The organism is Kribbella sp. NPDC050470 (assembly GCF_044458365.1).
GTDB lineage: Bacteria > Actinomycetota > Actinomycetes > Propionibacteriales > Kribbellaceae > Kribbella.
On record NZ_JBITHV010000013.1, the window covers coordinates 262,422 to 283,111 of the forward strand.

General features: G+C 68.6%; 15 protein-coding genes. 7 read left to right on the forward strand and 8 right to left on the reverse strand.

Features of this window, described 5'->3' with window-relative positions:
* Positions 1 to 61: 61 nt before the first annotated feature.
* The 4 genes from ACIBGM_RS36865 to ACIBGM_RS36880 form a co-directional block, all read right to left on the reverse strand.
* Positions 62 to 2,803, reverse strand: coding sequence for an AAA family ATPase (locus ACIBGM_RS36865; RefSeq protein WP_396388187.1), 2,742 nt, complete (start codon positions 2,801 to 2,803; stop codon positions 62 to 64).
* A gap of 63 nt (positions 2,804 to 2,866) precedes the next feature.
* Positions 2,867 to 3,004 carry a hypothetical protein gene (locus ACIBGM_RS36870; RefSeq protein ID WP_360537037.1) on the reverse strand — a complete coding sequence of 46 codons (138 nt, stop codon included), beginning with the start codon at positions 3,002 to 3,004 and terminating at the stop codon, positions 2,867 to 2,869.
* Positions 3,005 to 3,300: 296 nt separating this feature from the next.
* Entirely contained in the window at positions 3,301 to 3,564 is a 264-nt protein-coding gene (locus ACIBGM_RS36875; RefSeq protein ID WP_396388188.1) for a hypothetical protein, read from the reverse strand.
* The gene (locus ACIBGM_RS36880) at positions 3,561 to 3,815 is read right to left on the reverse strand and encodes a hypothetical protein (protein WP_360537041.1); all 255 of its coding nucleotides are present in this window, start codon (positions 3,813 to 3,815) and stop codon (positions 3,561 to 3,563) included. Before ACIBGM_RS36880 ends, ACIBGM_RS36875 begins: the two co-directional genes overlap by 4 nt.
* 194 nt (positions 3,816 to 4,009) lie before the next feature.
* On the opposite strand from ACIBGM_RS36880, the gene ACIBGM_RS36885 reads away from it, so the two are divergent.
* From ACIBGM_RS36885 to ACIBGM_RS36895, 3 genes are read left to right on the forward strand one after another with little or no spacing between them, the layout of a single operon-like run.
* A complete protein-coding gene (locus ACIBGM_RS36885) occupies positions 4,010 to 4,453 on the forward strand; it encodes a DUF6325 family protein (RefSeq protein ID WP_360537043.1) in 444 nt (147 codons plus the stop codon).
* A 58-nt stretch (positions 4,454 to 4,511) separates the two neighbouring features.
* A complete protein-coding gene (locus ACIBGM_RS36890; protein ID WP_396388189.1) occupies positions 4,512 to 4,808 on the forward strand; it encodes an SHOCT domain-containing protein in 297 nt (98 codons plus the stop codon).
* Positions 4,809 to 4,862: 54 nt separating this feature from the next.
* Positions 4,863 to 7,190 carry an arylsulfatase gene (locus ACIBGM_RS36895; protein ID WP_396388191.1) on the forward strand — a complete coding sequence of 776 codons (2,328 nt, stop codon included), beginning with the start codon at positions 4,863 to 4,865 and terminating at the stop codon, positions 7,188 to 7,190.
* Between the two features lie 200 nt (positions 7,191 to 7,390).
* Here ACIBGM_RS36895 and ACIBGM_RS36900 read toward each other — a convergent pair whose 3' ends face one another.
* The 3 genes from ACIBGM_RS36900 to ACIBGM_RS36910 all read right to left on the reverse strand — a co-directional run bounded on the left by ACIBGM_RS36900 (position 7,391) and on the right by ACIBGM_RS36910 (position 11,611).
* Complete coding sequence (locus tag ACIBGM_RS36900; protein ID WP_360536815.1) at positions 7,391 to 8,080, reverse strand: hypothetical protein; 690 nt, start codon at positions 8,078 to 8,080, stop codon at positions 7,391 to 7,393.
* 1 nt (position 8,081) lies between these two features.
* Positions 8,082 to 8,285 (reverse strand): hypothetical protein, encoded by a 204-nt coding sequence (locus ACIBGM_RS36905; protein WP_360536813.1) that lies wholly within the window; start codon positions 8,283 to 8,285, stop codon positions 8,082 to 8,084.
* 551 nt (positions 8,286 to 8,836) lie between these two features.
* Positions 8,837 to 11,611: an AAA family ATPase gene (locus tag ACIBGM_RS36910; RefSeq protein WP_396388192.1), complete on the reverse strand. Its 2,775-nt coding sequence runs from the start codon at positions 11,609 to 11,611 to the stop codon at positions 8,837 to 8,839.
* 275 nt (positions 11,612 to 11,886) lie between these two features.
* Between ACIBGM_RS36910 and ACIBGM_RS36915 the strand changes: the two genes are divergently transcribed.
* Together ACIBGM_RS36915 and ACIBGM_RS36920 are read left to right on the forward strand one after the other, a co-directional pair.
* Complete coding sequence (locus ACIBGM_RS36915) at positions 11,887 to 13,308, forward strand: NAD(P)/FAD-dependent oxidoreductase (protein ID WP_360536809.1); 1,422 nt, start codon at positions 11,887 to 11,889, stop codon at positions 13,306 to 13,308.
* A gap of 390 nt (positions 13,309 to 13,698) precedes the next feature.
* Positions 13,699 to 14,133: a transposase gene (locus ACIBGM_RS36920; RefSeq protein ID WP_396388193.1), complete on the forward strand. Its 435-nt coding sequence runs from the start codon at positions 13,699 to 13,701 to the stop codon at positions 14,131 to 14,133.
* 141 nt (positions 14,134 to 14,274) lie between these two features.
* Here ACIBGM_RS36920 and ACIBGM_RS36925 read toward each other — a convergent pair whose 3' ends face one another.
* Positions 14,275 to 16,128, reverse strand: a complete 1,854-nt coding sequence (locus ACIBGM_RS36925) for a glycoside hydrolase family 15 protein (protein WP_396388194.1) — start codon at positions 16,126 to 16,128, stop codon at positions 14,275 to 14,277.
* Positions 16,129 to 16,686: 558 nt separating this feature from the next.
* Here ACIBGM_RS36925 and ACIBGM_RS36930 point away from each other — a divergent pair.
* Positions 16,687 to 19,443: an AAA family ATPase gene (locus tag ACIBGM_RS36930; RefSeq protein ID WP_360536801.1), complete on the forward strand. Its 2,757-nt coding sequence runs from the start codon at positions 16,687 to 16,689 to the stop codon at positions 19,441 to 19,443.
* A gap of 234 nt (positions 19,444 to 19,677) precedes the next feature.
* Positions 19,678 to 19,887 (forward strand): hypothetical protein, encoded by a 210-nt coding sequence (locus tag ACIBGM_RS36935; RefSeq protein ID WP_360536798.1) that lies wholly within the window; start codon positions 19,678 to 19,680, stop codon positions 19,885 to 19,887.
* Positions 19,888 to 20,690 lie beyond the last annotated feature (803 nt).

Consider the following 20,690-nt stretch of genomic DNA (forward strand, 5'->3'; position numbering starts at 1 on the left):
CAGATCACCGGAGGTGGCTGAGCGAGGACCGCGTGGGAGCCGAGCGCGTTTCCCCTGCGGATCAAGGGCGGAGCTGGCGGCGGGAGGTGATGCCGAGCTTGGTGAAGACCTTGCGGAGGTGCCATTCGACGGTGTGTTGGCTGAGGACCATCTGGGCGCCGATCTCGGCATTCGTGAGGCCGGCGCCGGCGAGTTCGGCGATGTGGGCTTCCTGGGCGGTGAGAGTGTCGCGGGCGTTGCCGGCGCGGCGGCCGACCAGTTCGCCGGTTGCGGCCAGTTCGCGGCCTGCGCGGTCGGAGAAGGCGTCGGCGCCGGACGTGCTGAACATCTTGTGTGCCGTCCGCAACTGCTGACGCGCGTCCTGGCGTCGCCCCTCCCGCCGAAGCCATTCGCCGTACAGGAGATGAGCCCTGGCGAGATCCATCCGCATCCGCGTCCGGCCAAGTCGCTCGATGGCTTCTTGGTACGACGCCTCGGCCGCCGACGGATCCGTAGTCAGCAGAGCCGCCGACCGCGCGAGTACCCCAAGCCCCCAGTCCGTCCCACACGCCTCCGTCATCACGCGCAGCCGCTCGAACCCGTCGGCCGCAAGCTCCGGCCGTCCGCTCCGCACCGCTGACTCGACCAGCTCGGGCAGTGCCCAACTCGCGACGCTGAGCTCGAGCGGATACGCGATCGCGTCAAGGGCCGACGGCAACGACTCCTGGTACTGCGAAAGCCCGTTGAGGAGCACCGACTGCGCGAACTGCGCGATGGTCACGCCGAGGCCTTCGCCGCGGGTCACTGCCTCTTCCCTGCTCCTCCGGATCAGCGCAAGCGCCGCGTCCGGATCGCCACGCCAGGCAGCCAGCTCAACAGCGCCATACGGCACCAGCGATGCCCCGGTCGCCTCGTTGATGGTCTGGATCTCGGCGACCAGCGCAGCCGCCGTGGAGATCTCTCCGGCGAACAGGTTGAGCATGACTCTGTGGTGCAACGCGTACGGGAGCTCGGTCAGCTCCCCGCGCTCGCGGGCGATCCCGACGTTCCGTGCCGTCACCACGTCCCAGTACTCGTCGTCCCACAGGTTGATGGCCAGCAGCGACGCATGCCCGAGCCACCGCATGTCGTCGGCGTCCGGCGGTCCTTGCGCACGAGCGAACGCCTCGACAGCCTCCCGTACGGGCGCGACCGCCGCCGGGTACCCGTCCGTGAACAAGGCCGCGGCGCCCTCCAGCACGAGGTCACGCTTGCGGCTGAGATCCGGCTTCGGGAGCGCCCGGGCCGCCTGGGACACCTCGGCGAGACCGGTCCCGCCGGCCATCCGGCCAAGGAACTGACACGCCGCGATCGCGTCGAGATAGGTGTCGCGGGCCAGGTCGACATCGAGCTCCTCGAGCCGGCGGGCGGCCTCGACGAGCAGCGGCGGGGCGTTCACGCTGTGCCCGGAGAAGAACGCGACCTGAGCCCGCACGAGATTCACCCGTGCCTGATGGACGGCGTCCACCGGTCGCTCGGTGGCCGTGGCCAGCAGCTGCGACACAGTGGTGAAGTCGCCCGCGCGCAGTGTGGCTTGAGCAGCAGCCAAGGCCCGGCTCGCGCGCTGGTCAGGGTCCGGCGTGAGCTCTGTCGCTCGCTGCAAGAAGGCTGCTGTGGCCGCGTTTCCGCCGCGCCCCTGCGCCCGCTCGGCCGAACCGACGAGTTCGGCGGCGACCTGCTCGTCCGGACCGCTTGCGCCGTACGCGCGGTGCCAGGCCCGGCGGTCGGGATCCCGGTCCGGATCGGTGGCCTCGGCGAGGGCTTGATGGGCTCGACGACGGTCGTCGTGGTTCGCCGATCGGGTTGCCGCCGATCGGACCAAGGGGTGGCGGAACCGGACGCGCGCTCCGATGTCGATCAAGCCGGCCATTTCGGCAGGCGCGGTCGCGGTCACCGGCACGCTCTGGATCTTCAATGCGCGCAGCAGCAGCGGTACGTCGCCTACCGGGTCGGCGGCCGCGGTCAGCAGCAACTGCTGCGTGTCTGGCGGAAGTTCCTGCAGTCTTCGGGCGAAGTTGTGCTCGATCTGCGTCGTCAGCGGCCGCGCGTCCAGCCGTTCGAAGCCGCCTGCCAGTTCGCCTGCGGTCAGTCCGCGCGGCAGCTCCATCAGGGCCAGGGGATTGCCCCTGGTCTCCGACACGATCCGGTCCCGCACACGCTCGTCCAGCCGGCCGGGGAAGACGGCATCGAGCAGCGCCCCGGCATAGTGGTCGGCCAGGCCGTCGACCACCAGTTCCGGGAACCCTCTCCAGTCCGGCCCGGTCACCGGCTCGCGTACGGCGAACACCATGCCGATGCGGTCCGCGAACAGCCGCCGCCCGACGAACGTCAGTGTCTGAACCGACGCCTGATCCAGCCACTGCGCGTCGTCGATGACACACAGCAGCGGACTGCTGTCGGACACGGCCGACAGCAGGCTCAAGATGGCTGCGCTGACCAGGAATCTGTCCGGCGGTCCACCGAACTCGAGCCCGAACGCGACCGCGAGCGCGTCTCTCTGTGGACGCGGCAGCTCGTCATGGCGGGCCAGCATCGGCGCGCACAACTGGTGCAGACCGGCAAACGGGATCTCCATCTCCGACTCGACCCCGGCCCCTCGTGCGACGCGGCAGCCTTCGGCTCGTTCGGCCAGGTACTCGAGCAGGGCCGACTTGCCGATGCCCGCCTCACCACGGACGACCAGCACCTGCCCCTCACCGGAACGCACCGCGCCGACGAGTTGGTCGAGCCGCTCACACTCGACGCGCCGCCCCCGCAGCCCCGGTACCTGCCCAACGATCGCCATGGCACCACCCCTCACCCGAGGCTAGACCCGAAGATTCGCGCGCGACAGAACCCACAAGTTCCGCTAGTAGGTCCGCATCCAGCGCGGCGCCACCCGCTCCCAGCCACGCGCCCACTCCCGCGCCCGGCGCCGATCGAGTGACCACCGCGCCAACCGGAACAGCGCCCACAGCAACGGCCAAACCACCATCACCAAAGTCATCGCGACCGCCCCACCGAGCGCAGCACTTGTCGGCCGCCTCCTTCGGCTGCCGCACCTGCCCATCGCCGTCGGCACCGCCAACACGCCAGCCACCAGCAAGCCGACCAGCACTGCCCGCTCACCCGATCCCCCCGCCGCCGCAACACATTCCGCCCAAACCACAGCCGCAGAAGCCGCCCCAGAACCAACGCCCCACCCCGGCACCGACGCCCACCACCCATCCGGCCTCCTAGCTCAACGCCACCCGACGTACCTAGAAGCCAAGACAAGCCATGAACCCGCCCTGTGACGGCGGTCTACTGCTGCGACGGCTCTGAGACGGTGGTGATCCGCGCCGTGCCTCCGATGCGTTGCGCCGGACCAAGCCCCAGCGAGTTGCGAGCAGCAGTCAACAGCCGCTCACGTGCCTCCTGCTGGGCGCGACGTACTTCAGCCCAATGATCCAGCTCGGGTACGACGACGTCGTTCAACGCAGCCGTGTGCACCGCGTTGTCCGCGTCATGAAGTCGCTCAGCAGCTGTCACGACGGCCGCCGGCGCAAGCAACCTGAGCCGGGTCAAACTCTCTCGATCCGCTGCCGGTGCGACTCGACTGCGATCGCCCGGAACGGCGTCATGTCGTCGCCACGCAGCCTGGCGTCGTACGACCGCTGACCCGCTCCCGCGAAGCTGGCATCAAGGAAGGCGACCAAGGTGTCGGTCATCGCCTCCCGCCGCCACCGCCGCTCGTCCCGCTTGCCCCCGACCACCAACGCGGCCCCCGACAGCACGGCCGCAACACACGCCGCCACCGCCGCAACGACCTCAGGCAAGCCCGCCACCGACCGTTCCACTCTCCTCGAACTCACCCGCTGGACCCGGAGGAGCCTACTTCAGGCTTTGAGAGTTCTTATCCGGACGGATCATCCACGTCGGGTGAGGTGCGCGCGAGGATGACGTCAGAGACTCACGGATGGCGGTTGCCTGATCGCGGCACGTCGACCTACGCGGACTCGGAGGTTGTTCGGTGACCAAGCTAGAGGCGGATTCGATCGGTCCGGTCGACGTCGCGGTGATCTTGTTCGAGGACGGCGAGTTCAACGGCGAGGTGGCTCCCGCCCTGGTGAAGCTGCACGAGTCGGGGACGGTGCGTGTCATCGACCTCGCGCTGGTACGGCGTGACGCCGACGGGTCGATCGCCGTGGTGGAGATCGAAGACTCCGAGGTGGCTGATGCGTTCCAACGGGTCAACGACGAGCCGCTCGACCTGCTGAGCGCCGAGGACCTGACCGAAGCGGCGAGCGGGCTCGAACCGGGCTCGGCGGCGCTGGCGATCGTGTGGGAGAACACCTGGGCGGCGGAGTTGGCGGCGGCTGTGCGCGGATCCAAGGGGCGCCTCATCGCGGAGGAACGGATTCCCCATGAGACGGTCGTGGCGGCGCTTGCCGCCCTGGACGACGCCGATCGGTAGCGGACGGAGGGAAGGCGCGATGCGTCGACGCAGAGGACGGCCCGGATTGATGGGGACGATGGCCCGGACGGCAGTGATCGCTGGTACTGCCACCGCGGTTTCGGGTGGTGTGCAGAGGCGGGCTGCCGACAAGGCTGCCGCTCAGCAGCAGGCGGCGGACCAGGCCGCGGCTCAGCAGCAAGCGGCGGCCCAGGCCGCGGCTCAGCAGCAGGCGCAACCGGCTGCTGCGCCTGCCGGTGCCGGCGGGGTGGACGACCGGATCGCGAAGATCAGGGAGCTCGGCGAGCTCAAGGCGCAGGGCCTCCTCACCGAGGCCGAGTTCGCCGCGGAGAAGGCCCGGGTTCTGTCGATGTAGAGGTGAGGCCATGAACAGGGTCGGCGAGCCGGTGCCGGTCAGGCGGTGGCGCGGGTGACGGTCATTCCGCGGGCCGAGCCGCCGTTCGACGGGGTGGTACGGAGACTGGCCGGCGAGTCGACTCCTGCCCGGTCGATGATCCAGAGGCCACCGGCCGGCGCTCCGAACATCGTGATTGTGCTGCTTGACGACGTCGGCTTCGGTGCGCCGGCCACCTTTGGCGGGGTCATCCCCACCCCCGCGCTGGATCGTGTCGCTGCGGACGGGGTGCGCTACAACCAGTTCCACACGACGGCTCTGTGCTCGCCGACGCGGGCGGCCTTGCTGACTGGCCGCAACCATCACAGTGTGCACATGGGGGCGATCTGCGAGATCGCTTATGGGTACCCCGGCTACGACGGTGTGATCCCGCGCAGTACGGCAACGGTTGCCGAGACCCTCAGGCTGCACGGCTACGGAACCGCGATGTTCGGCAAAGCGCATGTGACGCCGATGTGGGAGACGAGTCCGGCAGGCCCGTTCGACCGCTGGCCGACCGGACTCGGCTTCGAGCGGTTCTACGGGTTCCTCGGCGGCGAGGTGTCGCAATGGGAGCCGGCGCTGTACGACCAGACGACCCCGGTGGAGCCTCACGTCGGCCGGCCGGACTACCACCTCACCGAGGATCTTGCGGCGAGGGCGGTCGAGTGGCTCCGGCTGCAGAAGACCTCTGCCCCGGCCAAGCCAGTCTTCCTGTACTTCTCACCTGGAGCCACCCACGCCCCGCACCACGTGTGGCCAGAGTGGATCGAGAGGTTCCGCGGTAGGTTCGATCACGGCTGGGACGCCCTGCGCGAGGAGATCCACGCCCGCCAGCTCGCGCTCGGCGTCGTACCGCCCGGCACGGTCCTCACGCCCCGCCCCGCCGAGCTTCCGGCGTGGGACGACTACGACGACCGGTACAAGCCCGTCGCGTGCCGGCTGATGGAGGTCTACGCGGGCTTCCTCGCGCATACCGACGCGCAGATCGCCCGCCTCATCGAGGCGCTCGAGGACCTGGGGGAGTGGGAGAACACGATCTTCTTCTACCTGTCCGGTGACAACGGAGCATCCGCCGAGGGCACCCTGCACGGAGTCTGGAGCGCGCCATCGTTCCAGAACGGCGTCCCGGAAGATCCCGACTGGCTGCTCGCGCACCTCGACGACTTCGGGTCGGCCCGCTGCGAGAACCACTACAACGCGGGTTGGGCCTGGGCTCTCGATGCCCCGTTCCAGTGGATGAAGCAGATCGCGTCCCATTTCGGCGGCACCCGCAACGGACTGGCCGTGTCATGGCCCAACGGATTCGCGAGCAGGGGAGAGCTCCGGTCCCAGTTCCACCATGTGATCGACGTCGTTCCGACGATCCTGGAGGCTGCCGGCGTCGGCGCGCCCACGCACGTGAACGGCGTCGAGCAGCGGCCGATCGAAGGCGTCAGCATGCGCTACAGCTTCGACCACGCCGGTGCGCCGTCGACGCGGCGGACGCAGTACTTCGAGATCCTCGGCAACCGAGCGATCTACCACGACGGCTGGATCGCGGCCTGCTTCCACGGTCGCGTGCCCTGGATACGCAGCGCCGCACACCCGTTCGGTGAGGGAGAGAGCTGGGAGCTGTACGACGTTCGTGACGACTTCAGCCAGGCGGTCGATGTGGCAAGCGAGCACCCGGACGAGCTGGCCACGCTGCAAGCGCTGTTCGACGAAGAGGCACGCAAGTACGACGTGTACCCGCTGAGCGACGAAACGGTCGTCCGGGCACTGCCTGGCAACCGGCCCAGCCATCTCGACGGCATCTCACACTTCACTCTCTACCCCGACAATGTGCGGATGCCGGAACTGGCGACGGTCAACCTGAAGAACACATCGTTCGACCTCCGCGCGCACGTCCGGATCCCGCCCGGAGGAGCCGAAGGGGTCATCATCTGCCAGGGAGGGTCGATGGCGGGATGGTCGCTCTACCTCGACGACGGCGCTCCCACCTACCTCTACAACTACTTCGGGCGTGACCTCGTCACCATCCGCGCAGCGGACAAACTCCCGGCCGGGCCCGTCGAGATCGGGGTGCAGTTCGCCTACGACGGGGGCGGACTCGGACGCGGCGGCAATGTCGTCCTGACCGTCGCCGGAAGCGAGGTCGCCCGCGGGCAGATCCAGCACACCGTGCCCTTCATCTTCTCGATGAGTGGAGAGACACTCGACGTCGGCATCGACACCTGCGCCCCCGTGGGCCCGTACCCGGAGCACTTCCCCTTCACCGGCACCATCGATCGAATCGAGATCGACCTGCCCCAGCAGCCCGACGCCGACCACGCCCAGGAAGAGACAGCCGGCCGCTACCGCAGCGCACTGTCGGCCCAATAGGCCTCGCGACCGGTCTTGGCAGCACCACAGCGGCGATCCAGGGTTCGTACCTGCTGTCTTTGCTTGGGTCTCCGGGAGTTCGTGGTGTCGGCCCGAGGGCAGCCATCGGATTGCTTCCCGGTGCGGATGCGGTCGGCGCTGCCGGGGCGAACCGTCGGCCGGTGTGGGCCGGCCGACGGTTCTGGGTCGGGCGGTTGGTGTTAGTTGATGACGCGGAAGCCGTTGCGTTGGCCCAGTTTTGTCAGGCTTACCCTGCCTGGGATGCCGTCGAACGGCGGTGGGACCGTGGCCTTCTGCCACTTGGCGTAGGCCTTGCGGAACTCGGTTCCGGCGTAGCCGTCGACGAACTCCGCCGGCTTGAGGCCCTGATGCCGCAGCGCCTTCTCCACGATCAGGATGTCCTTCTTGTGCAGCCCCTGCCCCTGCGGACGGAACTGGTCCCGGCGGGCGGCGTCGATGACGTTGCTGAGGTCGACAGCCGGCAGCAGTGGTGTGGGCGCGCCCGGCCGCCAGATCCGGACTCCGTTGACGTCCTCGCTCCAGCCGCGGTACCGCTGGCCCCAGCTGCGGGTGATGAACGAGATCGCAACCCTGTCGATCTTGCCGCGCCGCTTGATGTCGTTGCTGAAGCAGGTCCCGTCGCCGGCGCTGATGGCGACGTGCCCGTCACCTCCGTTGGTCCACCAGACGGGGACTCCGAGTGGCGGCGTACCGGTGGTGCCGTGCCTGAAGTCGGTCCCGAAGTAGCCCTTCTCGGCCGACCCGTACAGCGGCCCGACGTTGAAGCACTTCCGGACGAACATCAGGCACAGGCGGGACCAGTCCTGGCTCGGGCTGGTCACTTGGCCCTTCGCGAAGTTGATCGCGGCCTGCCCGGTGCGGATCGCCATCTCACTGCCCCCCGTCCGGATCGACCTCGTCGGCCGACTTCACGGCCTCGTCGGGCCGAGTCTCTTGCCCCGGCTCCTCGCCCGGCTCCAAGGCGCCCTCGTCGCTGTTGCCGCCCGGCTCGGCGAACTCGTTGTCGAGCGCCGGGTCATCGGCCAGCATTCCCGGCGACTTGCTCAACGGCAGCAACGTACTTTCGTCCAACACGTCGACAGACTGTGAAGTGTCGACCACTACTTCGCTCATCGCGAACCTCCCCTGTTTGCTGTTACCCCCACAACTACGCGCACGCCACCCCTGCCACATCCGAGGAAAACCCTCAGATCCGCCCCCCGAACCCCTCAGATCCCCAGCCACCCTTCAGCCCGCTCAGCTGGTCACGCAGACGAGGCGCTCCCCGTCCTGGCGCGACTCGATGACCGGGCATGACCGTGTGGACCCACGTCCTACTGGTACGACGTGACTGCCTCGAGCAGTGGGGTCCCATCGGTCAGTCCCTGCGCCAGGCGGGCGGCATCGCAATGCCGCTTCTGAAAGCACACCTCCATGGAGCGAGCCACGACCCGGGCCGTGGCTCTGCCTGCATGCTGTGTGGTAGGGCGGGTGGCCGGCTCCGCCAGACGGACCCGTTGTCGCGATCCCGCGTACCGGACGGGCACTGAACGGCGACCCTCGCGATGAGTTGGCACCCCGGTTGACCACGTACAAGTTGCGGCGCGGCACCCGACGCAGGCGACCTATGTGGAGGCGGTTGCGTGCTAGTTCGCCGGCAGGGCGGTGAGAAGCCCTTTGCGGGAGCTGATGCGGAGCTTGGTGTACACCTTGCGTAGATGCCACTCCACGGTTCTGGCGCTGATGAAGAGGTGCGTGCCGATCTCGGCATTGGTCATCCCGGTCACGGCGAGTCGGGCGATCTGCGCCTCTTGGGCGCTGAGCGCCTCGACCAGTCCGGGCGGTGGAGTTCGGGGAAGCGTCTGCCCTGTCGCGGCGAGCTCACGGCGAGCCCGCTCGGCAAACGCCTCGGCACCCATCTGCTGGAAGAGGTCGTGGGCGGTGCGCAGTTGCCCGCGGGCGTCCAAGCGGCGGTTCTGCCGTCGGAGCCATTCGCCGTAGAGCAGGTGCGCTCGGGCGAGCACCATCGGCACGCGGGTACGGCTGAGGCGCTCGACGGCCTCCCGGTAGTACGCTTCCGCGACACGCGGGTCGTCGGTGACGAGGGCCCGGCACCGAGCGAGCACGCCGAGCGCCCAGTCGGTTCCGCTGGCGTCGGCTAGCTCGGCCAGCGCAACGACAGCTCGTTCGGCCGGTGCCCGATTCTCCGTGTGGACCGCGGCCTCCACGAGCTCAGGCAGCGACCAGGTGGCAAACGCGAGTTCCTGCGGGTGCTGTGCGCCGTCGGTGGCTGCTGCCAGCGCCTCGGGGTAGCGAACTAGACCGTTGAACAGCACCGCTTGCGCATGCCGAATCAAAGTCAGCCCCATCCCGTCCCCGCGGGTGACCACGTCAGCGGTGACGGCATCGATCATGCGCGTAGCCTCTGCCTGACGTCCCTGCCAGGCCGCTAGGGCGATGGCTCCGTATGGCGGCAACGTGCTGCCGGTCGCCTCGGTCACCGATGCGGCCTCCTGCACCAAGACGGCTACTGTGGACAGCTCCCCGGCGAACAGGTGCAGACCCATCCGCGCGCTCAAGGCGATTGGTAGAACGTGGAGTGCGCCGACCCGACGGGCGAGGTCGACATGCCGGGTGCACAGCTCATCCCAGCTCTCGTCGTCCCACAGGTCGTGTGCGGCATGCGTGGCGAGCCACAACCAGCGCAGCGACTCCAACACGGGCATGTCGGAGCCGCGGAAGGCACGCACCGCGTCGCGCAGCACCGGGGTGCCGGCCGCGTATCCCTCGGTGATGACTAGAGCCAAGCCATCCAGAAGCAAATCGCAGGGGCCCTTGACACCATTGGGCGTGTGCGTGGCGAGGGCGGCGGCGGCGACCTCGCGCAAGCCAACTCCACGAGCGAGTCGGCCGGCGAACATGGCGGCAGAGAGCGCGTCGAGATACGTGCGCAGGGCCAGCGTCGCGTCGAGCGGTTCCAGTGCCCGGGCTGCCGCGAGCAGCAGGCCCGGGGCGTCCCCACTGTGGTCGGAGAAGAACGCGATCTGCGCCCGCGCCAGGTGAACCAGGGCTCGGTCGAGAGAGCCTAGCGGCCCTGCCTCCGCGACCGACAACAGTGTCAGAGCCTCCGCGGGTGCGCCGGCTTCTTGCTTGATCTGCGCGGCCGCGAGCGCGCGCCGTGCGCGCAGCAGCGGGTCGGCGGTCAGTGCCGTTGCACGCTCGAGGAATGCTGCAGCGGCTGCGAGACCACCACGCGCCTGCGCGCGTTCGGCGCTGGCTTCCAATTCCGCTGCGACGCCCTCATCCCAGCCGACTGTCGCCTGTGCGCGGTGCCAGGCCCTGCGGTCCGGGTCGGAGTCACCGTCGGTGACCTCAGCCAGCGCGCCGTGAACCTCACGGACATCACCGACCGTCGCCGCCCGGTAGACCGCCGAGCGCACCAGCGGATGGCGGAACCGCACTCCGCGATCGATCCCCGCGCTCTGCGCGAGGAGCCCGGCCTCGAGAGCCGGTGCGGCCGCCGCGGTCACGTCAACACCGAGGTGGTTCGCTGTCTGCCACACGAGCGTGGCGTCTCCAGACGGCTCGAGAGCCGCGATGAGCAGCAGCCGTTGCGTTTGGCCCGGGAGCCGCTGCAGTCGCCGCCGGAACCCCTCCTCGATCCGGGTGGCGAGCGGCATCCGGGCTGTGTCGCTGAAACCGAACGCCAACTCGCCCGATGTCCATCCTCGTGGCAGTTCGAGGATTGCAAGGGGGTTCCCGTGTGTCTCGCGCAGAAGGCGGTCGCGGACCCGGTCCTCCAGCGGCCCGGGGAAGGCCGAGCGCAGCAGCTCGCGCGCGTCCTCATTCTCCAGCCCGTGGACGCGCAGCACAGTCACACCCGTCAACTCGTCGTCGTCGGCTCGGTGACGGAGGGCAAAGACCATGACGATTCTTTCGGCAAGCAGCCGTCGCGCCACGAACGACAGCGTTTGTGCCGATGCCCTGTCCAGCCATTGGGCGTCGTCGACGACGAAGACCAGCGGCTGCCTTTCGGCTGAGTTGGTCAGCAAGGTCAGCACAGCCAGGCTGACCATGAACCGGCCAGGAGATGTGCCGTGCCGAAGCCCGAATGCCGTCTCGAGCGCCTCGCGCTGGGGCTCCGGCAGCGCGTCGAGGCAATCCAAGAAGGGCGCGCAGAGCAGATGCAGCCCGGCGTACGGCAATTCGATCTCAGACTCCACTCCGGCAACGCGCACGACCCTGCACCCATGGGCGTGTTCGGCCAGGTAGGCCAAGAGGGCGGTCTTCCCGACTCCGGCCTCGCCCTCGAGCACCAAGCCGCTGCTCTCCCCGGAACGGGCTCGGGCCACTAGCTCGTCGAGGAATGCGCATTCACGGCGTCTGCCCAGTAGTCGCGAACGCTCCTGTTGACTGTTCATCAGCGCTCCTCGAATACAGCCTGACGCACACGCACATCAGTCGCAACGGCCGCGCCAACAAGCCGCCCTCGCCCGTCAGCCGCAAACCCTCGACCCGAGCCCACCTCACCGTTCTCGGCGACGCCGTCAACCGTGCCGGCCAGTGCGCCGCCTGGGCATTCCACTGGCGCGACCGGCCAGCTCAGACGCCACCGTGGTGAGTCGACAGATCCCAGCAACGACCACCTCGACCGACTGTGGCGGGGTGTCAATCGAGTACGAACAAGGGAGTCAGCATGGAAACAACCGAGTACGACGTCATCGTGCTTGGCGGTGGCGCTGTCGGGGAGAACGTCGCCGATCGTGCGTTGCAAGGCGGTCTGACCGCCGTCATCGTCGAGAGTGACCTCGTCGGAGGCGAGTGCTCGTATTGGGCTTGCATGCCGTCGAAGGCATTGCTGCGCTCCGCGCAGGTTCTCCGGGCAGCCCGGCAGGTCCCCGGCGCGGCCCAGGCCGTGACCGGTGAGCTCGATGTCGATGCGGTCCTCGCACGCCGCAACGCCTTCGCCAGCAACTGGTCCGATGCGGGACAGGTGCGGTGGCTGAATCATGCACGCATCTCGCTGGTACGGGGCCACGGTCGCATCACGGGACCGAAGGAGGTCACCGTCACCACCGCGAACGGCACGGCCCTGCTCACTGCGCGGCACGCGGTGGTTGTGGCGACCGGGTCCGACGCACTCGTTCCCGGCATCGAGGGCCTCCACGAGGCCCGCGGGTGGACGAGTCGCGAGGCGACGAGCGCCAAGTCGGTGCCCGGCAGCCTCGCGATCATCGGTGGCGGCGTCGTCGCTTGTGAGATGGCAACGGCATACGCCGCCTTCGGTACCGAGGTCACGGTGATCTCGCGCTCCGGATTGCTCGAGCGCATGGAACCGTTTGCCGGTGACATGGTGGCCTATGCGTTGCGCGAGCAGGGCGCCACGGTTCTGCTCGACACCGAGACGAGGCGGGTCACCCGGACCGAAGCCAAGGTCGTCGTCGAACTCGGCGACGGGTCAACCGTCACGGCCGAGGAGGTGCTGGTCGCAACCGGCCGTACTCCGCGGACCGGTGACATCGGGCTGGACGCGATCGGGCTCAAGCCCGGCTCCTGGTTGGAGACCGACGACACACTCCTCGTCCGCGGGTTCGACTGGCTGTACGCCGTGGGCGACGTCACGAATCGAGCGCTGCTCACCCACCAGGGCAAGTACCAGGCACGGGCCGCCGGTGACGTCATCGCCGCCCGCGCGACGGGAGCGTCAGTCGCGGACACCCCGTGGGGAGCCCACGTCGCGACAGCCGACCACGCGGTGGTCCCACAGGTCACGTTCACTGAGCCTGAGGTCGCGTCCGTCGGCCTCACGGCTGCAGCCGCTAGCGCGGCCGGCTACGACATCCGGGTCGTCGACTACGAGATCGGCTATGTCGCCGGCGCGAGCGTTCGCGCGGATGGTTACAAGGGAACTGCCCGGATGGTCGTGGACGAGAAGCGCAAGGTCATCCTGGGCATCACCTTCGTCGGTCCGGACGTGAGCGAATTGCTCCAGGCAGCGACCGTGGCGATCGTAGCGGAGGTGCCCCTCGACCGACTTTGGCACGCAGTACCGGCCTACCCGACCGTCAACGAGATCTGGCTACGCCTCCTCGAGACGTACGGACGGCCGGTTGCCTGATCCGGCTCTTCGGAGTTGAGCGTGGTTGAGGCGCTCGTCACTGTCGGCGTGGCGTAGGCGGGAGAAAGGAGTCAGGGCCTTCACGATCAGCAGCGACCAAGCAGCTGACAAGACAAGACCCTGACGTGTCTCACTGTACGTGTAGTTCCCGTGTGTCGCGGTGCGCCCGGGCCGATGAACTGTGCGGTGTCGAGGGCGTGCATGTCCTCGACGTGTCCACGCGCGACGACGGCGTGGTGCTGGTGCGGTGGCGCAAGCGGTCTGGCGGTGCGCTGAGGCGGCGTGCCCGGTCTCGATCTGGACCGCGGAACACGGCTACGCCAAGCGGTCCAAGCTCACGGCCCGGGCGATCTCGTGGACCACGGATGCGTTGCGGCACGACGACACAACGTGTCAGCGATCGCCCGGCACCTGGGCGTGGACTGGCGCACCGCCTGGGCCGAAGCCAGACGCTGGGTCAAGAAGCCCAAACGGCTGAAGGGTGTGAAGACGCTCGGCGTGGATGAGCACATCTGTCGACCTGGCCTGCGCGGCACGAACCGGGCGGTCACGGTGTTTGTGGACCTGACCCGGACGAGAACAGATGTCTGCATGCCCGCCTGCTGGACGCCGTCGAAGGCCGCTCCGGCGCCGTCTACGCCGACTGGTAGAAGAACGGTCACCGTGACCGTCGAGCACGCGGCCCTGGACCCGTTCCGCAGCTACGCCAACGCGATCCGCGACGAAGTGCCCGACGCGGTCGCGGTGCTCGACGCGTTCCACGTCGTACGCCTGGGGTCGAACGAACTGACGAGGTGCGCCGGCGGGTACAACAGCAGACCCTGAGGCGCCGCGGGTTGAAGAACGACCCGCCCTACCAATCCGCCCAGCGTGTCAGGCGGACCATCGGCGATGCGGTCACAGGCAGAAGGCGCTCCTGCGCCCTTTCCCGCGCATTGCTGGTCGTTGTTTGACGTGGCTGAACTGCTAGGCGACCGCGGTGCGCGTTTCGGCGCCCTGCCCACCGAGCGCTTCCGGTGCGCCTGCAAAGCTCGAGACCGAAGTGTTAGCGGCGCTGAGCGTGAGGGCGGTGCTGATCAGGCCCGCGTGGCTGAAGGCCTGGGGCGTGTTGCCAAGGTGGCGTCCGGTCCTTGGGTCGTATTCCTCACTGAGCAGTCCGACGTCGTTGCGAAGCGAGAGCAGCCGCTCGAACAGTTCGGTCGCCTCGTCCGAGCGGCCGACGCCGTGCAGTGCGTCCGCGAGCCAGAACGAAGTGGCCAAGAAGGCGCCTTCGCTGCCGGGGACACCGTCGACGTTGTGACCGTCATCGCTGACGGCGTACCGCAGAACGAGCCCGTGGTCGCTCAGGTCGCGTTCGATCGCGTCGACCGTGGAGACCATGCGGGCGTCATCCCATGAGAGGAAGCCGTAGCGCGGCATCAGCAGTACGGCCGCGTCCAGCCTGGGTGACCCGTAGGACTGGGTGAACGCGCCCCGTCCAGGGTGGTACCCACGCTCGGAGATCTCTCGCGCGATGGTGCGACGCAGCGCCCGGAGCCGTCGCAGCTGGTGTGTTTCCTCAGTGCCGTCATCCTCGAGCGAGCGCACGGCCCGGTCGACACCTACCCAGGCCAGCAGCTTGGAGTGCACGAAGTGCCGTCGGGGACCGCGGACCTCCCAGAGTCCATTGTCGGGGTCCTGCCACTGGCTCTCGATCTGGTCAAGCAGCGCCCGTTCCAGCTTCTCCTGGTCCGCGGCATCAGGCAGTCCGGCGTCCCGGGCCGCTGACAGGATGTCGAGCACCTCGCCCCACACGTCGTTCTGCTGCTGGGTGGCTGCGCTGTTCCCGACCCGGACCGGCGTGGAGCCGGCGTGCCCGGGTAGCCAGTCGAGGGTCTGTTCGGGCAGGTCACCGGTCCCGTCGACGGCGTACATGATCTGCATGTCGGCGGGGTCGTCGATGACGGTGCGCATCAGCCAATCGCGCCAGGCTTCGGCTTCTTCGAGGTAGCCGGTGGCGAGGAACGCCTGCAGTGTGAAGGTGGCGTCGCGCAACCAGGAGTAGCGGTAGTCCCAGTTGCGCGATCCGCCGAGTTGCTCAGGTAGCGAAGTGGTGGCGGCGGCAAGGATGCTGCCGGTGGGCGCGTAGGTGAGCGCCTTGAGGATGATCAGCGACTGGCTGACCTCGGTCTCCCAGGGGCCGGTGTAGGTCGACCGGCTGATCCATTCGGTCCAGAACGTGTCAGTGGCAGCGAGGGCGGACTCGGCGTCCGGGGCCGGTCGGTAGGGCTCCCCCGCCGCGGCGTAGCTGAGTGTGAAGGAGACCCTCTCGCCTGCGTTGACGATAAAGGCACCGGTCCAGGACCCGTCGGCAGTGCTCAGCTCAACGTCGCTCGTGACCCACAGCTCGTCCCCGCCGGCCGTCGCGACCAGATCCCCGTGGGCGCTCCGCAAGGTCGGGATGTTCTTGCCGTAGTTCATCCGTGGCGCGATCCGGGTACGCATCGCAACCGTGCCGACCAAGCCGTCCACGATCCGCACCACCATCGGTGCGGAGGAGTCGGGGACCATCAGGTCAGTGACCCTGACCGCGCCATCGCCGGTGGTCCACTCGGTTTCGAGGACGAGGGTGCCGGTCCGATAGCGGCGTCGGCTGCAGCGGTCCGGACCGACGGGTGCGAGACTCCACTGGCCGTGCCGCGCGTCTCCAAGCAGGGCCGCATAGACGGCTGGGGAGTCGAAGCGCGGCAGACTCAGCCAGTCGATCCCCCCGTCCACGCTGACCATGGCAGCCGTGCGCAGGTCGCCGATGAGGGCGTAGTCCTCGATGTGCTGCGTCATGGTCGTCCGTTCCGCTGGTTCTGGTTCGTGTACTTCAGACTCGTCGGCGAGGGCCCTGGTCGCGCCCGTGCAAGCCCTGGCCGGCACCCTGGCGAAGGCTCCCCCAGCCTGGTCAGTCGCGGGTGGTGGCGGTAGGCGCAGGCCGATCCCTCGCACTCCGCTGGTGGGTTGCGCGGACGGCATCGCGTCCGTGCGCGCCCCCGATGGCGCGGTGGTCTCCGGGTGCGGTCGCAGTCACCGGAAGTGGACGGTGTCCAGGTCTAGCCACACGACTGATATGGAGTGGCTACCTATCAAGAGGCAGGGTGAGGCGCCCGACGGGAATGTTTCGGTCGGGAGGCCGAATCTCCATACCAGGTTGATGGTTCGCTGACGCGGGCGAGGAACTGTTCGGCCACCGCGGTATCGGAGTCGGCGCATACCCGACGGTCTCCAGTTCGTCGCTCTGGTCAGATGTCGATCGGTTGGTAAGAATGCCGATAAGAGCGTGACGCAGCTCGGCTTCGGACGACCGATGCCGTCAGAGCCGGGAGCATGAAACTTGGCCGGGGAGGGGCCGTGGGCGAGCTGGTTGGGCGTCGTACCGAATGTGAAGAGCTCGACCGGCTCGTGTCCGAGGTGCTCGCCGGCGCCAGTCGTGTCCTTGTCCTCCGCAGCGAACCAGGCATGGGGAAAACCGCCTTGCTCGGCTACCTGTCGCGGCAGGTGGCCGACTGGCGGCTGGTGTCGGCTGGGGGGGTCGAGTCCGAGATGGAGCTGCCGTACAGCGGTCTCCACCAGTTGTGCGTGCCATTGCTAGATCAGCTCGACGAACTCCCCGCACCGCAGCGCGACGCGATGGCGACCGTATTCGGGCTCGGCACCGGTCCAGCGCCCAACCGGTTCATGGTGGGACTGGGTACGCTGACGTTGATGGCCCAGGCCGCTGAGCATCAGCCGTTGGCCTGCATCGTCGACGACGCACAATGGCTCGACCAGGCGTCCGCTCAGGTCATCGCCTTCGTGGCACAGCGCCTGCTGGCCGAGCGCGTCGCGCTGGTCTGCGCGGCACGCACGGGAGCCGTTGACGGCGTGCTGGCCGGACTGCCCGAGCTGCTGATCCATCGCCTCGGCGACCACGACGCCTACCGACTGCTGCTGGACAACCTGCACGGCCCGCTCGACGCGGCGGTCATCGATCAGATCGTCGCGGAGAGCCACGGCAACCCACTGGCGTTGCTCGAGTTGCCGCGCGCCTGGCGGGAAACAGACCTCGCCGGCGGGTTCGGCCTGCCCGGCAACAGCCAGCCTGTCACCGGCAAGATCGAACGCAGCTACGCGCGGCGTGTCGAGTCGCTCCCTACCGAAACCCAGTTGCTCACACTCGTCGCGGCCGCGGATCCGGTCGGCGACCCCGCGCTGATCCAACGCGCCGCCGGTGTGCTGGGCCTAACGATGGCCGATGTGAATCCTGCGGTGGACGCCGGGCTCGTCCGGGTGCACGACCGCGTGGAATTCGCCCACCCTCTGGCCCGTTCGTCCGTGTACCGCACAGCCGCCACGACGGACCGGCGCCGTGCGCACCAAACCCTCGCCGAGGTCACCGACGCCCAGATCGACCCGGACCGGCGTGCCTGGCACAGGGCGCGTGCCACCGGCACACCTGACGAGGGCGTGGCAGCCGAGCTGGAACGGTCGGCCGACCGGGCCGCTGCTCGTGCGGGGCTCGCAGCAGCTGCCGCCTTCCTGACCGGCGCGACCGAGCTCACACCGGTTCGTACGACGCAGGCCCGGCGCGCGCTTGCAGCGGCGTCGGCCAACGTGCAGGCCGGCGCCTTCGGAACCGCCCAATCCATGCTCACCAACGCCGGAAGTGGACCGCTCGACGACGTGCAACGCGCCCAGATCGAACTGATACGTGCTCAGCTGGCCTTCGCCTCGAGCCGGGGGAAGGAAGCCATGCTGCTGATGCTGGCCGCCGCCCGGCGCCTTCAGCCACTGAACCTCGAGCTCGCACGACAGACGTACCTGGACGCGTTCTCCGCCGCGCAGTTCGCGGGCCGGCTCGACGAGGGCGTCGGCACCGCTGAGGTGGCCCGTGCCGCCCGGTCGGCACCGCTGCCGCCCGACACTGCGCGTACGGCGGGCGACCTGCTGTTGGACGCTTTCATCGCGCTCAACGATGACTACACCGATGCTGTCCCGCCGGGCCGGGAAGCACTGGCCGCGCTCCGTGGCGACGCCCATCCCGCGCGGGAGAGGCTTCGCTGGCTGTGGCAGGGGTGCGTGCTCGCTCTCGAACTGTGGGACGACGAGAGCGCATACATCCTGTCGGAGCGGCATCTTCAGACGGCTCGGACGACCGGCATGCTCACCGAACTCCCGCTCGCCCTCGGCGCGCACACACCCATCCTCGTGTTCGCTGGCGAGCTCGCTGCCGCCGCATCGCTGGCAGCGGAAGCCCGGTCGGTGCTGCAGGCGGCGGGGATCGCTGAGGCGCCGTACGGCGCACTGATCCTGGCAGCGTGGCGAGGCCAGGAACGCGAGGGGATCGACCTCATCGACACCACGAAACGGGAGGCGACCACCCGCGGTGAGGGAATCGGAGTCGCCATCTGCGAGTACTCGCGCGCTGTCCTGTGCAACGGCCTGGGCAGGTACGACGAGGCGTTCGAGGCCGCTCGCGATGCTTGTGTGGACCCGAAGGAGATGGTCGCCCACAACTGGGCTATGGCCGAGCTGATCGAGTCCGCCGTACGAACAGGACACGCCGATGTGGCGCAAGAGACCGCCGCGAGGTTGACCATGAAGACCCGGGCTTGCCGAACGGACTGGGCGCTCGGGATCGCGGCCCGCTCACAGGCCCTGTTGAGCGATGACGCGGAGCTCATGTTCCGCGAAGCCATCGAGCGTCTGAGCCGGGCCCGGGTCCGCGCCGAGCTCGCCCGTGCCCACCTCCTGTACGGAGAGTGGCTCCGCCGGGCCAACCGCCGTACCGACGCCCGCGGCGAGCTCACCACGGCCGAGGAGATGTTCATGGCCATGGGAATGGCCGCGTTCGCGCAGCGAGCCGGTCGCGAGCTGCTGGCCACCGGGGCGACCCCGAGAAAGCGCACAGTCGACACCACCACCGAACTCACGGCACAGGAGGCGCTGGTCGCCCGGCTCGCCCGCGACGGCCTGTCGAACCAGCAGATCGGAGCCCAGCTGTTCCTCTCCGCCCGCACCGTCGAATGGCATCTCAGCAGGATCTTCGCCAAGCTCGCCATCACCTCCCGCTGGCAGCTCCGCCATGCCCTGGCCGATCGCGATCTGCCGATCATCGGCACCACCTAGATGGTTGATTCCTTGAATGTGGAGCTGCGCCTCGGAGCGCGCCGCTACCCCCAGCGCCCACTCGGTGCCGCTGGCCTGCGTCATCTCGGAGAGCTGCTCGAACGCAGCGGCGCAGTGGGGCGATCACCGGCACGCACAGCCGCCTCGATCAGCTCGACCAATCCCCAGTTCGACACCGCCATCTCCGCTGGGAAGACCACGAACCGGCCCCGGGTCGAGAGAGGTGTTACTGACATGGACGTAGCGTCCCTGGCGGACCTGCTCCACGAAACCGCCGAGCATCACGACACCTACGAGAAGATCGCACCGGCGCACGACTGGTGGGACTGGTACGCCGCCTACCTGCACGCGCGGCAGAACGGCAGCTCTCCCGACCAGGCGTCCGAGGCCGCCGGCCGCTACATGGCCGACGTCAAGCACGTCGCCGTGCCGCCGGCTGACTGACTGTGATGCCCTTCTACCTGAGCGATCGCGCACCGACGACAGCGCGGTATCCGATGCTCGCTTCGGCCAGGACGCGAACCCCTAGGACGCGGGCGAATGATCCGCCGAGTACGCCCGAGGGGTCGTGAACCTCTTCGAAGACTTCAACTACACGGCCGCTGGCGACGCCGAGGCCGGTGAGGCCCGACGAGCAGCAGGCACGTACTCTTCACGGCGATGGTCGGCGGCAAGCTGGTGACCGACACGATCGGTGATGCGTCCTGGTCCCGAGCGGTCGAACAGATGCCGGCGCAGCCTGTCCGCGCCTGGGACCAGCGACCCGATAGGGGCTCAGCGCCCGACCACGTACCCCAGCAGCGCCGACGTCCTGACGCCCGGCTCGCTCCGCACTACCGGAACCGCATTGCGGCCCGAAAGAGCCGCCTGCACCACACCGTCCAACGCCTCGCACTCGTCTCGAGGCCCGCGCGCCCCTCGCCTTTCGCGGTTCGGACCGTCACCCACGACTGCCTCCACATGAGGTCGCAGCTCATACTCCGATTCCGGATGCCTACGCATTTCCCCGACAGTCGACTGGACTTGGGCTCTGGTGACGTCAAGCGTGCCGACGACATCGGCCGCGCCGACGGGAACAGGGCGGTCGACATGCTGCGGTCCCGCCCGCACCAGGCGTCCGAGGCCGCATGTCGGAGCTGCTCACGATTTCCCTCTTGCGGGTCCCAACCGTTGCCCAACACTCACCCAGCATGGCTGCCTTCGAGCCCCAAGGCGCCCGGAAGACCCCCGGTCCGCGTCCCGGGCGG

What these genes read in the sequence shown, in the direction of transcription:
- ACIBGM_RS36935 (WP_360536798.1), top strand. Translation starts at nt 19,678, where the DNA reads ATGGACGTAGCGTCCCTGGCGGACCTGCTCCACGAAACCGCCGAGCAT.
- ACIBGM_RS36890 (WP_396388189.1), top strand. Translation starts at nt 4,512, where the DNA reads ATGGCCCGGACGGCAGTGATCGCTGGTACTGCCACCGCGGTTTCGGGT.
- ACIBGM_RS36870 (WP_360537037.1), bottom strand. Translation starts at nt 3,004, where the DNA reads ATGACTTTGGTGATGGTGGTTTGGCCGTTGCTGTGGGCGCTGTTCCGG.
- ACIBGM_RS36915 (WP_360536809.1), top strand. Translation starts at nt 11,887, where the DNA reads ATGGAAACAACCGAGTACGACGTCATCGTGCTTGGCGGTGGCGCTGTC.
- ACIBGM_RS36865 (WP_396388187.1), bottom strand. Translation starts at nt 2,803, where the DNA reads ATGGCGATCGTTGGGCAGGTACCGGGGCTGCGGGGGCGGCGCGTCGAG.
- ACIBGM_RS36900 (WP_360536815.1), bottom strand. Translation starts at nt 8,080, where the DNA reads ATGGCGATCCGCACCGGGCAGGCCGCGATCAACTTCGCGAAGGGCCAA.
- ACIBGM_RS36925 (WP_396388194.1), bottom strand. Translation starts at nt 16,128, where the DNA reads ATGACGCAGCACATCGAGGACTACGCCCTCATCGGCGACCTGCGCACG.
- ACIBGM_RS36910 (WP_396388192.1), bottom strand. Translation starts at nt 11,611, where the DNA reads ATGAACAGTCAACAGGAGCGTTCGCGACTACTGGGCAGACGCCGTGAA.